Genomic DNA, 14042 nt, shown 5'->3' on the forward strand with positions numbered 1-14042 from the left:
ACTGCACTCGACAGGGTGTGGGAGAGTAGGACACCGCCGGAACATCCTTTGCGAGAGGCCCTCCAACTTCGGTTGGAGGGCCTTTTTGCGTTGTGTCCCATCCTGTTTCGTGACCTCCTGTCCGGGTATCGCCGGAACGAGTTCGACAGGAGTGAGGGATCTCGATGAGCACCACAGCAGGAAGCCGCTCCCAGGCGGAGCGGCTAGCACAACACCCCACGTTCGAGCGTTTCGCGCGAGCCGGGTTCGTCATGAGTGGAATCGTCCATCTGATCATCGGCTACCTAGCGCTGCGCTTGGCCTTCGGCCGCGGCGGCACGGCTGATCAGTCAGGTGCTATGGCGGAGCTGGCCGAGAAGCCGGGTGGCAAATTCATCCTGTGGTTCGCAGTGGTGGCCTTCGTGCTGCTGGCGCTATGGCATGTGGTTCAGGTCTTCCTCGGCAAGGCCTCCGAGCCTGACCACCAGGACAAGAAGCACGAGGCGGTCCGGCGTGTCAAGGCGGCCGCCAAGGCCGTCATCTACTTCTTCTTCGCTCTCACCGCATGGAACTTCGTGCGCGGCAGCGGTTCCTCCAGCCAGAGCCAGAGCCAGAGCATGAGTGCGCGCCTGATGGAGAGCTCCGGCGGCAAGATTCTGCTGGTGCTGATCGCGCTGGTGATCATCGGCGTCGGTGGCTACCACATCTACAAGGGCGCCAGTAAGAAGTTCGAGAAGGATCTCGAAGGCGGTGTCAGCCAGGTGGTTCGCCGCATGGGCATGACCGCCTACATCGTGAAGGGTTTCGCCATCGGCGTGGTCGGTGTGCTGCTGATCCTCGCGACGTTCCATTCCAAGCCGGATCAGGTCGCGGGCCTCGACGGCGCGCTGAAGACCCTCGGCGCACAGCCGTACGGCATGATCTTGCTGATCGTCGTCGGCCTCGGCATCGTCGTCTACGGCTTCTACAACTTCGTGCAGGCGCGCTTCGCGAAGATGTAAGCGTCTGCCGGCCGAAACGGGCCGTGCCCCCTGAGTATTCAGGGGGCACGGCCCGTTTTCCGTTCTGGCGCTAGCGCGCCGCGAAAACGGTGTCGTGGCAGGCAGCGACGAGCGCGACGAGTTCCGCCTCGCCGGCTTCGCCGAGTACCGCGAAGGCCGGGCTGATCATCTCGTCGGTTTGCGCTTCCGCGCGTTCCCAGCGCTGGTGGATCTCCGGTGTGATCTCCGGGAAGGGCTGCTGCCAGCCGAACCAGGCGGCCTGGTTCGGGCCGTCGTTGAACGGGGAACCTTTGATGAGCACCGCCGCCAGCGGCGTGACGCCGTTCGCCCGCAACGCCATCAGGTGCAAACCACCGCGCAGCTCCCGCAGCGTGTGCGACAGGTGCAGCACCCGCGCCGGTGCGTCGGCGGCCAGCGGCATCGCCCGCCATCCGGCAAAGAGGGCGGCGCCGGCCGAATCGGCTTCGGTCACCACTGCTTCCAAGAGTTCCGCCAGTCGCGGCGCCGCCTCGAACGAGGCCAGCTTGCGCCGCCCGAAATCCTGGCACGCCGCCAGGTAGCCTTCGGCGGCCTTCGCCGCGGGGATGGCGGCGGTCGATTCCCAGCCTGCGCGCACCGTCGTCAGGGGCAAGAACCCGAAGGCCGATCGGATCACGTCGGCGTCCACGTCACCGAGCACACCGCCCCGCCCGCGCACGTAGGCGCCGAGGAATCCCTCGACTCCGGTGCCGGCCGCGAACTCCTTGGCTTCCCGCGAGAACATGAAGCTCCCGCCGACCCGTTGAATCTGCTCACTGACCTCGGCCGCAACCGACATATCGACACCTTCCGACGAACAACGCTGTCTTCGCAGACTATTCACCGGCCGATGGCGGCAGTCCAGTGGCTGCTCAGTCGCGTTGCGGAACGGCGCACCCGTCGGGTCCGCAGGTGTCGGCCTCGCCGAGGACTTCGAGCTCCGGCGCGTGGTCGGCCCAGGCCCGCTCGAGCGCCTGCGCGAAGGTCTCCGGTTGCTGTGCGCCGGACACCCCGTATTTGCGATCGATGACGAAGAACGGCACGCCGCGCGCGCCGAGCCGGCCCGCCTCGGCTTCGTCGGCGCGGACCGCGTCGGCATACGCTTCGGGGTCGGCGAGCACGGCGCGGACCTCGGCGGCGTCGAATCCGGCGTCGGCCGCCACCTGCACCAGCCGCTCGGTGTCACCGAACAGCGGGCGAGCGTCGGCGAAGTTGGCCGCGTAGAGCGCGTCCAGCAGTGCTTCCTGCTTGCCCTGCGCCAGGGCGAAGTGCAGCAGCCGATGCATGTCGAAGCTGCTGCCGAAGTCGCGGCCCTCGACTCGGTAGTCCAATCCCATGGCCTCGGCCTGCGCGGCGATGCCGCGCTCGTTGGCGGCGGCCTGGGCTTCGCTGATGCCGTACTTGCCGGCGATATGCGGGATCACCGCGTCGCTGTGGCCGTGGTCCAGCGTGGGATCCAGTTCGAAGGACCGGTGCACCACCTCGACGGCGTCCCGGTGCGGGAAGCCCGCCAGGGCCTCTTCGAATCGGCGCTTGCCCAGGTAGCAGAAGGGGCAGTTGATATCGGTCCAGATCTCGACCTGTACGGCCATAACACCTCATTCCCACGTCGGTGGCGACGGTATGTTCCGCCGCGGGTGCGTTCGGCACCACTGGGAAGAACCCCGCGACCTGCGCGAATGTTCCCGATCAATGGTTCTTCAGGTGGGCGCGCTCGGCCGCGGCACGTCCGGCTTCCCATCCGGCGGCGCTGGGGATGGTGGTGCGTTTCGGGGCGACGGCGGGGAACAGGACATCGAAGGCCTTGTCGATCCGGGCCTGCTGCGAGGCCAGTGCGGGCAGCAGGCGTCCGGGTTCGGCGGCCTCGGCGACGGTGGCCTCGGCCGCCTCGGCCAGGCGCTCGCCGATGCGGGTGGCGTAAGCGAGCAGGAACGATTTGCGGAACGGGCGGCTGCGGGAGTGCGTGTCACCGGCGGTGCTGTCGGCGATCATGGCGCGGGTGGCTTGCACGAGCAGCGAGGTGATCAGCAGGTCGACGGCGTCCAGGTCGGGTTCGTCGCCGACGATGGTGGTGAAGCCCCACTCGGCGGCGAAGATGGCGCGGCAGCGGTTCGCCCGGGTGACCACCTCGACGAGGAGCGCTTTCGCGTCGGTGTAAGGGGTGTCGAGCCAGATGCGGCGGGCGCCGGGCAGGTCGACGGGAGCTTCGAGCAGCACACGATCGATGGCGTACTTGGTCATCAGCTCCTGTGCCTTGGCCGACAGCGTTTCCGCCTCTTCGGGAAACGAGGTCGACTCGGCTTTGGCCAGCAGCCCACGCACGCGGGACAAGGCCTTGTCATCGACGTGGGTGACGGTGCTTCGGCGCGCTGTTCCCGGTAGCGGGCGGATGAGTTCCAGCTTCGGCAGCTGAACCAGCAGGGCGAAGGCCTGGATCACCGTGGTCAGCGCTTCGGCCGGGGTCAGGAGGTGTTTCGCTGTCCACTGGGCCAGATGAGGTTGCGCCGGGGACCACCAGAGCCGCGCTCCGGTCGCCCCGATCTGGGTGCGCCAGGTGTCGTCGAGGGTGTCCGCGGCGTGCGGTGCGAGGTAGGCGGCCTGCACGTCGAGGAGGAATTCGACGGCGAAGTCGTCGACGCGGCGGCGGGCGGCCTGGTCGACGTCGGCGGGTAGCCAGCCGCTCGCGAAAACGTGGCCGATGAGACGCTGACCCGCGAGATGTACGCCGCCCTCCACCTCGGGGGTGAGGGTGAGTTCCCGGGCGAACCGCGCGGCGAGTGCGTCGTCGCCCTTCGCGGTCTCCAGGGCGGCGGCCAGCAGCGCGTTCGCCACCTGCTCGGCGGTTTCGGCAGTGCCGTGCACGGCCCAGAAATCGGAGCCGGCCTGGCGTGCTCGCTGCTTGGCCGCACGGTGTGCGCGGTTCGGCTTCTTACCCATGGCCGCCCACGCTACGGCCCGCCGCCGCCCGCGCCGAACGCGCGCGGTCATGTTTAGCCCCGTAGACACCGGTAAGTCCGATAGCGGACCGTAGTTTTCCGAGACACAGTGGAGTGATGTCGCTGTTGGACGATCGACACCCGTCCACCGTCACCGACTACGACGATGCGCGACGCCGGGCCCGCTGGCGGGATACCCGCCTCGGCCACGACTGGTCGACCCTGCGCCGCAGCCGGGTCACGCTGGTCCGGCTCATGGCGGTACTCGTCGCGATCCTGACGGTGTTCGCGCAGTACTGGACGTGGGACGTGGCCCCGGAACGAGCCCGGCTGGCCCGCACCGAGCCGGCGATACTCCCGGTCGCCACCCCCGCGGATCGGCAGAACTGGGACACCGTGGTGGTCGACCTGGTCGGCCTGGGCAACCTGAACGCGAGCAACACCGCGGCGGCGCTGCCGTCGCTGAGCGGGCTCGGTGTGGTGTGGGCGATCAAATACGACAATCGCGGTATCGACACCAAGGTCATCGCGGATCTGATCGTCCGCGCCGCCGCGATGTCGGGCTTGAAGAACATCGTGCTGGTCGGGCACAGCATGGGCGGGGTGATCGCGCTCGAGGTGGCCCGCCACATCCACACCGACAGCGACCGGCGACTGGTCGGCGTGGTGCTGGATTGCACGCCGCTGGACCTGAACGCGGTCCGGGAGGAGAGCCGCGGCCGCGGCGAGGACATGGTGCGCTGGATGGGCTGGCTACCGGGGGCGCGGGAGAGCCGCACACTGCGGTTCATCGTCGAAATGTATGCCCGCCGTGGCGAATTCGTCGACCGTGGGCTCGACGGTGACCCCGGCGTCCGGATGCCGGAATTCTCGGACACCAGCGAACGCGTCCTGCACGACAAGATCTTCTCCGACGACGTCGCCAGCAACGGCCTGATCGAATCGCAGTTCCTGGCGATCGTCGCGGGCGGCGCCACCGCCGATCTGCGCGCGCTGTCCCGGCCCTTCGAAGGCAAACCCCGCCCGGCCATCGTCTTCCTGCGGCCCCGCGACGCTCAGCGCGATCGGGTCGTCGATGTCGAATACTCGCACCAGATCCTGATCGAACTCGCGGGCGGCGTGGACGGCAGCCTGCTGGTGGCATTCCCCCGGAACACCGGCCACGCCAACCCGATCCAACGGCCGCGGGAGTACAACCAGGTCATCGTCGACCAGGTGCTGCCGTTCATCCAGCGCTATCAGCAGCAGATCCGCGAGGCGCGCAGTGCGGCCGCGCCGCGCTGACCGCGCTACTTCAGCAGGGCCTCGGTGATGCCGCAGACCTTCCAGTCGCCGCTTTCCTGCACCAGCTTGTAGGTGAAGGTCTGGCTGCTGGTCTTGCCGAGCACCTTGACGCTGATCTCGGTGGTGAAGCTGCCGCTGTTGGCGCCGCTGGGTACGTCGACGCTCTTCAGCGTGCTCTTGGAATCGATGTTGGGCATCTTGGTGTTGGTCGGCATGGTCGCGGTGGTCTTGGCGCTGTCGAGCTTCGCCAGATCCGCCTTGCAGACCAGGTTCTTCTTGTCGCCGGTGCCGTTGACCCAGGCCTCGGCCACTTCGCGCGGGCTCTTGGAGGAGCCGCCGATGCCGCCGTCCGACCCCGAGAACAGCAGGAACGCGCCCACGACCAGCACGATCACCAAGACGGCGCCGCCGCCGAGGAGCAGCGGGAGGGTCTTGTTGCCGCCGTTGCGCGGGGGTTGCGGGCCGTAGGGCGGGCGGCCGGGCGGCTGACCGTACTGCTGCGGATACTGCTGGCCGTACGGCTGCTGCGGTGCGCCGTAAGGCTGCTGACCATAGGGCTGCTGGGGAGCTCCGTACGGCTGTTGCGGCGCGCCGTATGGCTGCTGGCCGTAGGGCTGCTGCGGCTGCTGGGGTGGCCAGCCGCCGGGCTGGTTGTAGGGGTTGGGTGGTTGTGGTGCGCTCATGCGGGTCCTGCGAGTCCTATCGGTGCCGGCAACAGAACGACGGCCCGGGGCCGTCGCGATTCCCCCATGCCTAGCACACCGGAGTGGCTGGCCCGCAACACCTTTACCGTCGGTTGAGGTGCCTCAGCGGACCTCGGTGCCGAGCAGGTGCCGCACCCCGGCCACGAACAATTGCAGGCCGAAGTCGAAACGCGCTGTCGGATCGGTGGTCTCGTCCATCGGGGAGGCGCCCTCGGGCAGCGCGCCGACCGAATCCATCTGCATGCGCGACTGCTCGTCGACGGTGTGGCCGAGGACGTAGTACAGCAGGGTGAACGCCGTGTGCTCGGCTTCGTCGCGAGGCATACCCGCGCGGATGGCCGCGCTGACGAAGCGTTCCCGGCCCTTGCTGGTGGTCAGGCGCGAGGCGTAGGTGGCCGACACCAGTTCGGCGCCGTCGCGGTAGGCGAGCAGGCAGTCGCGCAGCCGATGCGCCAATTCACTGATCTGGCCGGACCATTCGGTCGCGACGATCGGGTCCTCCATCGGGGCCAGGATCTTGTCGGCGACCGCGCCCAGCAGCGCCTGCTTGTTGGGGAAGTGCCAGTACAGCGCGCCCGGCTGGACCTGGAGTGAGCCGGCCAGACGACGCATGGTCAGGTCGCCGAGACCGTATTGATCCAGGATGGCGATCGCTCCGTCGACCACGTCCGCCCGATGCAGCTGCACACCAATTCCCTTCACACGTGTTTTGACTCACTCTCGAACCTACCCTAGCCTGAACACTGTTCAAGTTGCACGGAGACCTCGTGCACAGCCGGACGAAGGGACTCGTGCAGTGACTCAGGCACCCGTAGACATCTCGATTTTGTCGATCGCCCGCGAGCAGGTGCTCGAGCGCGGCGTCGGCCTGACCCAGGAGCAGACGCTCGAGGTGTTGCGCCTCGACGACGACCACCTCGAAGACCTGCTCGCCCTGGCGCACGAGGTGCGCATGAAGTGGTGCGGCCCCGAGGTCGAGGTCGAGGGCATCATCTCGCTCAAGACCGGCGGCTGCCCCGAGGACTGCCACTTCTGCTCGCAGTCGGGCCTGTTCCAGTCGCCGGTGCGCGCCGCCTGGCTCGATATCCCGAGCCTGGTCGAAGCCGCCAAGCAGACCGCCAAGTCCGGCGCCACCGAGTTCTGCATCGTGGCCGCCGTGCGCGGGCCGGACGCGCGGCTGATGGCGCAGGTCGCGGCCGGCGTCGAGGCCATCCGCAACGAGGTCGACATCCAGGTCGCCTGCTCGCTGGGCATGCTCACCCAGGAGCAGGTCGACCAGCTCGCCGCCATGGGCGTGCACCGCTACAACCACAACCTCGAGACCGCCAAGTCGCACTTCCCCCAGGTTGTCACCACCCACTCCTACGAGGAGCGCTGGGACACCCTGCGCATGGTGCGCGAGGCCGGCATGGAGGTGTGCTCCGGCGGCATCCTCGGTATGGGCGAATCCCTGGAGCAGCGCGCCGAATTCGCCGCGCAGCTGGCCGAACTCGACCCGCACGAGGTTCCGCTGAACTTCCTCAACCCGCGCCCGGGCACGCCGTTCGGCGACCTCGAGGTGCTGCCCGCCTCCGACGCGCTGCGCGCCGTCGCCGCGTTCCGGCTCGCGCTGCCCCGCACCATGCTGCGCTTCGCCGGCGGCCGCGAGATCACCCTCGGCGACCTCGGCGCCAAGCAGGGCATCCTCGGCGGCATCAACGCCGTCATCGTCGGCAATTACCTGACCACGCTCGGCCGGCCCGCCGAAGCCGACCTGGATCTGCTCGGTGAGCTGAAGATGCCGATCAAGGCGCTCAACGAAACGTTGTGAGGCAACCTCTGCTTCCCGAGCATGATGGGTAATGTCATGGCTGTGCTTCCTCAAAACATGGACGAGCGCTACAACCCGTTCACCGGGAAGCGGATCGTGCCCGGGCTCGACGACGCGATGCCGGCGGCCGCCGCACTCGGGCTGGAGCCGCCCCGTTTCTGCGAGCAGTGCGGGCGCCGCATGATCGTGCAGGTCAGCCCGGATGGCTGGTGGGCCAAGTGCTCCCGGCACGGTGTGCTCGATTCGACGAGTCTGGAACACCGCTAGTGGCGGCCCCGGTCGGCGGTGTGGTGTACGGGCCGGTCGCCTTCGGCGTCCGGCGGGAGGTGCGCGCCGCGCTGCTGATCGGCGCCGCGGTCTTGGCGCTGGGCATCGCGGCCGGGGTGGCGTGGGGTTTCCTCGCGCCCGCCGAGCACCTGGTCGTCACCCAGCCGGGTCGGGGCGCGCCCCTGACCGGTGAGAGCACCCATCAGTTCGACGCGCTGGCGATCTTCGTCTGCCTCGGTTTCGTGGCCGGCGTGCTCTCGGCGGTGGCGGCATGGCGGTGGCGCGCGGTGCGCGGGCCGATCATGCAGGCCGGGTTGCTGTTCGGGTCGCTGCTCGGCGTGTACGCGATGAAGTGGTTCGGCGAAACCGTGGCGGAGTGGCGGTTTCCGCGCCCGGTGGATCCGTCGGTCGGCACGATCATCGCGCTGGCGCCCGAGGTCGGCAGTTCGCTCGCGCTGGTCGTGCAGCCGCTGGTCGCCTCGCTTGTGCTGATGTTCCTGGCCGCGTTCAGCGCCTCGGAGGATCTGGGCACCGGGTTCGCCGGGCCGTTCGGTACCCAGGGGCCGGTGCGGAGTTTCCCGCCGGGCGGCGATTTCCCGACGTCCTATGAGCACACGCCGGTTTCCCACAACGCCGACGGCTCGGTGACCTACGCCGACGGCACCATCGAATACCCCAACGGCACCACGACTTACCACGGCGGCACCGAGTCACGGCCCACGCGCTGACTGTTGGCCGAACCGTTGCTCCGCCGACGGCACATGCGTACCAGAACGCCTTAAAATAGGGTTACACGCAGTGCGTTCGAGGAGGAACGAGTCGTGGCCTTCATCGGTAGCGGTCCGGTTGTCGAGGAGCTCGACGCCAAATTCTGGAAGCTCACCGAGCCGGTGGTCTACCAGGGCGACAGCCAGGATTTCACCGTGCCCGCCGGCTTCCGCACCGACTTCGCCTCCGTGCCACGCGCACTGGTCTGGCTGATCCCGCGCTACGGGGCCTACACCCGCGCCGCCATCCTGCACGACTATCTGCTGCACTCCGATGTGGTGAGCACCGCCGATGCCGACGGCATCTTCCGGCGCGCGCTGCGTGAGCTCGGCGTCTCCATGCCCCGCCGCTGGATGATGTGGGCCGCAGTGCGGTCGGCGAACCGGCTGGCGGGCGCGACACCCGGCGACCTCGGCCGGTTCGCCCTCGTCGCGGCACCCTCGGTGGTGTTCCTGGCGGTCCCCGTCATCGTGGTCACCCTGTTCCTGTGGATCTTCTGGCTGGTGGAGTTGGTGTTCTGGGCCATCGCGCGGCTGAGCCGCCGCACCGCGGCCCCCGCGCCGAAGCCACAGATGAAGACGGCCTGACCGCTGCCCGCGGAAAATCGGTGGATTCCGTTGCGGCCCACGCTCTACGGTGAGCACTCCTCGACGTCCACGGAAAGGGGGCTCCCACATGAAGCGAATGACCAATGTCGCCGGCGCGACCACGACGCCGAATGCCGAGCGCCCCGATCTCCTCGCGTGGCGTATCCGGCACGAGATCCGGCGTTCCAATGCCGCTCAGCCGATCACCAGCAAGCGGCAGTACCGCCGTACTCGTAAGCACCGCAACAGCGACAACGACTGATCCGTCGCACCGTCGCCACTGTCCGGTCCGGAATCTGTTTCCGAGGCCGTGACCTGCTGATTCAACCGACTACACCGTAATCCCGGTCTCCGATCCGGCGCGCTCTTCCTAACGTCGTCCTGGACCGGGAACAGTGAATCTCCATTACCGAGGGGTGTCGAACATGCCGTGGAAATCTCTAGTGGTCGCCCTGGTGCTGACCATCCTCAGCCTCGCCGCGCTCTCCGAACTGAGCGCCGCTCCGGAACCAGTTGTCCTGCAACACATCAGTGAAGCACCCGAACTTCCGCTCCCACTGTGCCTGCCCAAACCGGCTCAGCTGCCGCCCAGTTCGCCGACCGAGACGCTGCAGCCGATACCCGTTCCGTGCCCGACCATCACCAAGTAGATACCGAGCAGCTCGATCGCCGTGGCGGCCACAGCCGCTACGGTGAGCGAGAAATCAGGAGGGGCAGATGAATTCGAGCCGGGGGAGCGGGCGACTACAACCGTCGCCGCGCACGATCTTTTCGCATCGGTTCGCGGAGTTGTTCGAGGCGGCGGGGAATCCGACGTTGCGCCGGGTTGCGGCGGCGGCCGAGGCGCGGATGCGGGCCACGCGGGCGGCGGGGCAGAAGGGTGGGGTTTCGATCCAGCGGATCAGTGATTGGAAGGCCGGGCGGAATGTACCCGCGAAGTTCGAATCCCTGCTGCCGGTAGTACTTACGCTGATCGACGAAGCTCGCAAGTCGAGCACACAGGTCGCGCCCGCCCTGCTGTCCGCCCAGGAGTGGCAGCGGCTGTGGACCGCGGCCATCGAATGGGACCCGGACTCGGCGGCAACCGAATGCCCCTATCTCGGCCTGACCGCTTACGGGCGTGCAGACGCCGAACTCTTCTTCGGCCGATCCAGACCGACCGCGGAGTTCGTCGAATTGATCCGCGCGACAGTCGGTCCCGAGGGCCAGGGCGGGATCGTCATGCTGGTGGGTGCCTCGGGCGCGGGGAAATCCTCCCTCCTCGAAGCCGGAGTCATCCCGGAACTCGGTCAGCCCGAAGAAGATTGGGAGATCGCCACGCTGACGCCGGGGGCGGAGCCGGTGGCGGCACTGCTCGCGGCAGCGGCAGGCTCGGCTGTCCCTGATCTCCCGGATGACCGGCCACCGACCGCGGATACCGTGACTCACACCCTCTCCACCTGGGGAACCGACCGCCGGCGCCTGCTGATCATCGACCAGTTCGAAGAACTCTTCACCCTCTGCCACGACGACGACCAACGCGAAACCTTCCTCGCGGCTCTCGAAGATCTCGCCATCCGCGGCGAGCGCGAGCCCACCGCAGTCGTCCTCGCTGTCCGCGCCGACTTCTACGCCCGTTGCGTCGACATCCCAGTCCTGGAAGACGCCCTCAAACACCGCAGCTACCTCCTGGGCCCCATGCGCCTGGACGAACTCGCCGAAGCCATCACCCGCCCCGCCGAACTCGCCGGCTACAAACTCGAATCCGGTCTAGAAGAACTCGTCATCAGCGAACTCTGCGGTCTCGGCACCCGCGGCGAGCGCCGCGCCTACGACCCCGGCGCCCTGCCCCTGGTCTCCCACGTGATGGCTGCCGTCTGGGAACGCCGCGACGGCATGCGCCTCACCATCGACGGTTACGAGCAGGCAGGTGGCGTCATCGGCTCGGTCGCTGCCACGGCCGAAAAGGCATGGGGCGAACTCTCCGAATTCCAGCAGTCCGTGGGAAAACAAGTTCTCCTCGGCCTCGTGGCGGTAGGCGATGACTCCCGCGACACCCGCCGCAAAGTCGCCCGCGCCGACCTCGTCCGCCAGACCGTCGAAGCCACCGAAGCCGCCCTCGACGTCTTGGCCCGCACCCGCCTGATCACCCTCGACACCGAATCCGCCTATCTGACACACGAAATCGTCTTAGATGCGTGGCCGCGGCTGCGGTCGTGGATCGATGAGGATCGGGTCGGGTATCTGGAACGTCAACGGCTACAAGCGGATGCGTCGGATTGGGCGGGCAGCCATCGCGATCCATCGCTGCTCTACCGCGGCGCCCGCTTGACCACCATGCAGGAACACGCTGACAGAGGCACGGTCGGCACGGTGGCCGAAGAATTTCTCGAGGCCGCTCGAGCGGGTCGTCGCCGAGCGGAGCGACGGTCTTTGGCATTGCGATCTGCGCTGGCCCTACTGACCGTTGTGGCACTGGCGCTTGCCGGTGTCGCCTTTGTACAGAGCGGGACTGCTAAAGAACAGCGCGACAATGCGATCTTCGCAGCCTTGCTGGCCGAAGCCGACCGGCTCGAGTCCACCGACTCCTCACTGTCAGCCCAACTGGCCATGGTCGCGAACGAGTTGCGCCCCGGCGATCCGCAGGTGCTGACACGCCTGTTGAACACTCAGAATCTGCCGTTGGCAACATCGTTGTCAGGTCACAGCGGATATGTAAACGCCCTGGCTTTTCGCCCAGATGGGCAGGTTCTCGCCTCTGCGGGAGCAGATGGTTCGCTCCGGTTGTGGACGGTCACGGACCACGCACCAGGCGCTTTGGGGAGCCCGATCAAAGGGGACATGCCGCTCGAGTCGGTGGCGTTCAGTCCTGATGGCACAACGCTTGCCGCGGCGAGTGTTATGGGGACTCGCCTGTGGGATGTGCGAGACCCCGAGCATCCTCGGCAGATCGGTTCGGAAATTCCCGGTGCCCGGATGCCGGCTCTCGTTGCCTTCAGTCCGGATCAGCAGGTCCTCGCGACAGGCAACAAGGACGGGGGAGTGTCGTTCTGGGACATCGCGAATCCCGCGGATCCGCGTTCGATCAGGTCGATACTGTCCCCCGAATCGCGCTATTTCTGGTCAGCCCTGGTTTTGAGTTCGGACTTCGGACGAGCCGTCACGATCGAGGCCGACTCCGAAGAAATGCTGCTCTGGGATATCTCCCAGCCCGGGCCGGCGCGTCGACTCGGTTATTTGTCGGAGCGCGGACTGGCCGCGGTGTTCAGTCCGGACGGTAATACCGTCGCGGTGAATTTCTCCGGAAACATCTCCGGGAACTCTGCCCTGCAGATTTGGGATGTACGGAACGAAGCTGAACCTCGGCCTATCGGCACGCCGTTGCCTGGCCAAGTAACCCGCGATAAAGCGCTGGCCTTCAGTCGAGATGGCAAGGAATTGGTGAACGCCATCGCTGGCGGCCATCTAGGCGTTTGGGAGATCGACGACTTCAACCGGTTGTCGGTGTCACACGGACCATTGACCGGAAGCAAAGGGGTCGTCACCGCCGCTGTTTTCGCACCGCGCGGGAACATCGTGGCTACGGGAGGCCAGGACGGCATGGTTCGGCTGTGGTCGTTACCACAGATTCAGACCCGAGGACCACACGCGTGGACCTCGCGGCCGGAGCTCGATGCCAAAGGAAGAATCATGGCTGTCGGATACGCCGGCTTCGGAATCGAGCTGTGGCTGGTGGAGGATCCGCATACCGTCCGGCGCCTGGGATATTTACCAACGGATTACTACCCTTCACATCTGACAATGAGCCCGGACGGCCGACTCTTGATCGCCGATACGGGCCGCAGCACAACGCGACTGATCGATATCTCTGACCCTGCTGCGCCACGAAATATTTCAGAGATCGCGCCGGACGGAGCACAGCTTATCAGCGCTGGCGTCTTCAGCCCAGACAGTAGGTATCTGGTCACCTCACAAGTAGATGAAGCAAACGGCCATCTGCAAGTCTGGGATGTCTCGAATCCCCGTCGACCCGCAAAAGCAAGTGCGCGCATTGCGCTCGACTCCGACTATTCCAATGACATCCGAGTCAGCCCGAACGGAAAGCTGCTGGCGACTGCCGGTCGCAAGGGATCGCTCATGCTCTGGGACTTCCAGGATCCCGCCGCCCCGAAGCTACTGGGACAGAACAACATCGGACCGGCCGAGTCGCGTGGTCGTCTCGCATTCCACCCCGATGGAAAGACGCTGGTGAGCACCGGCGACGACCAACTGATCCGGGTGTGGGACGTCGGTAACCCCGCCGCACCCAGGCCAGTGGGTCTGCCGCTGGCCGGTCATACTTCTCCGATTGCGACCCTTGCGTTCGATGAGTCGGGTGACCGTCTCGTTACCGGCGGAATCGAGGATTCGATGGTTCGGCTCTGGGACTTCACCGACCCGCGCCACCCGAATGTCTTGTCGCACCCGCTCGCAACACCGGCGTCGTCGCGGCGGTGGAACACGGTCATCCATCCCAGCGGCCGATACGTGGTGGGGACCAACAACGGCAATCAAATCCTGATGTGGGACTTGGATCCACATCAGGCGATCACCCGAATCTGCGAGGTGACCGGATCACTGATGACTCCCGAGCTCTGGCAGGCGCACCTTCCGCAGCTCGCGTATGAGCCGCCGTGTGGTTGATGGCCGATGAGCTGTCGTCAAGAAGG

Annotated in this window: 14 protein-coding genes; 9 read left to right on the forward strand and 5 right to left on the reverse strand. The window is 66.8% G+C overall.

Going from position 1 to position 14042, the window contains the following annotated elements:
- The first annotated feature begins 164 nt into the window (after positions 1 to 164).
- Positions 165 to 980, forward strand: a complete 816-nt coding sequence (locus tag AB0H76_RS38815; RefSeq protein ID WP_357332704.1) for a DUF1206 domain-containing protein — start codon at positions 165 to 167, stop codon at positions 978 to 980.
- Between the two features lie 70 nt (positions 981 to 1050).
- On the opposite strand, the gene AB0H76_RS38820 is transcribed toward AB0H76_RS38815, so the two are convergent.
- The 3 genes from AB0H76_RS38820 to AB0H76_RS38830 form a co-directional block, all read right to left on the reverse strand.
- Positions 1051 to 1797, reverse strand: a complete 747-nt coding sequence (locus AB0H76_RS38820; protein WP_357332706.1) for a hypothetical protein — start codon at positions 1795 to 1797, stop codon at positions 1051 to 1053.
- Between the two features lie 73 nt (positions 1798 to 1870).
- Positions 1871 to 2590, reverse strand: a complete 720-nt coding sequence (locus AB0H76_RS38825) for a DsbA family oxidoreductase (RefSeq protein ID WP_357332708.1) — start codon at positions 2588 to 2590, stop codon at positions 1871 to 1873.
- Positions 2591 to 2687: 97 nt separating this feature from the next.
- Positions 2688 to 3986 (reverse strand): DUF2786 domain-containing protein, encoded by a 1299-nt coding sequence (locus tag AB0H76_RS38830; protein ID WP_357332709.1) that lies wholly within the window; start codon positions 3984 to 3986, stop codon positions 2688 to 2690.
- A 65-nt stretch (positions 3987 to 4051) separates the two neighbouring features.
- Here AB0H76_RS38830 and AB0H76_RS38835 point away from each other — a divergent pair, with 65 nt between their 5' ends.
- On the forward strand, positions 4052 to 5218 hold the full coding sequence (locus AB0H76_RS38835) for an alpha/beta fold hydrolase (protein WP_357332711.1): 1167 nt from the start codon (positions 4052 to 4054) through the stop codon (positions 5216 to 5218).
- A 5-nt stretch (positions 5219 to 5223) separates the two neighbouring features.
- Here AB0H76_RS38835 and AB0H76_RS38840 read toward each other — a convergent pair whose 3' ends face one another.
- Both AB0H76_RS38840 and AB0H76_RS38845 read right to left on the reverse strand, forming a co-directional pair.
- A complete protein-coding gene (locus AB0H76_RS38840; RefSeq protein WP_357332713.1) occupies positions 5224 to 5901 on the reverse strand; it encodes a hypothetical protein in 678 nt (225 codons plus the stop codon).
- A 123-nt stretch (positions 5902 to 6024) separates the two neighbouring features.
- The gene (locus AB0H76_RS38845) at positions 6025 to 6609 is read right to left on the reverse strand and encodes a TetR/AcrR family transcriptional regulator C-terminal domain-containing protein (RefSeq protein WP_357332715.1); all 585 of its coding nucleotides are present in this window, start codon (positions 6607 to 6609) and stop codon (positions 6025 to 6027) included.
- A 109-nt stretch (positions 6610 to 6718) separates the two neighbouring features.
- On the opposite strand from AB0H76_RS38845, the gene bioB reads away from it, so the two are divergent.
- The 7 genes from bioB (at position 6719) to AB0H76_RS38880 (ending at position 14016) form a co-directional block, all read left to right on the forward strand.
- Complete coding sequence (gene bioB, locus AB0H76_RS38850) at positions 6719 to 7732, forward strand: biotin synthase BioB (protein WP_357332717.1); 1014 nt, start codon at positions 6719 to 6721, stop codon at positions 7730 to 7732.
- Positions 7733 to 7789: 57 nt separating this feature from the next.
- Positions 7790 to 7999, forward strand: coding sequence for a hypothetical protein (locus tag AB0H76_RS38855; protein ID WP_357332770.1), 210 nt, complete (start codon positions 7790 to 7792; stop codon positions 7997 to 7999).
- On the forward strand, positions 7999 to 8727 hold the full coding sequence (locus AB0H76_RS38860) for a DUF2567 domain-containing protein (RefSeq protein WP_357332719.1): 729 nt from the start codon (positions 7999 to 8001) through the stop codon (positions 8725 to 8727). Before AB0H76_RS38855 ends, AB0H76_RS38860 begins: the two co-directional genes overlap by 1 nt.
- A gap of 93 nt (positions 8728 to 8820) precedes the next feature.
- Positions 8821 to 9354 (forward strand): DUF1353 domain-containing protein, encoded by a 534-nt coding sequence (locus tag AB0H76_RS38865; RefSeq protein WP_357332721.1) that lies wholly within the window; start codon positions 8821 to 8823, stop codon positions 9352 to 9354.
- Between the two features lie 88 nt (positions 9355 to 9442).
- Positions 9443 to 9616 (forward strand): hypothetical protein, encoded by a 174-nt coding sequence (locus AB0H76_RS38870; protein ID WP_357332723.1) that lies wholly within the window; start codon positions 9443 to 9445, stop codon positions 9614 to 9616.
- 163 nt (positions 9617 to 9779) lie between these two features.
- On the forward strand, positions 9780 to 10004 hold the full coding sequence (locus tag AB0H76_RS38875; RefSeq protein ID WP_357332725.1) for a hypothetical protein: 225 nt from the start codon (positions 9780 to 9782) through the stop codon (positions 10002 to 10004).
- A 67-nt stretch (positions 10005 to 10071) separates the two neighbouring features.
- A complete protein-coding gene (locus AB0H76_RS38880; RefSeq protein WP_357332727.1) occupies positions 10072 to 14016 on the forward strand; it encodes an AAA family ATPase in 3945 nt (1314 codons plus the stop codon).
- Positions 14017 to 14042: the final 26 nt, after the last annotated feature.

Source organism: Nocardia sp. NPDC050712 (assembly GCF_040654295.1).
Taxonomy (GTDB): domain Bacteria; phylum Actinomycetota; class Actinomycetes; order Mycobacteriales; family Mycobacteriaceae; genus Nocardia.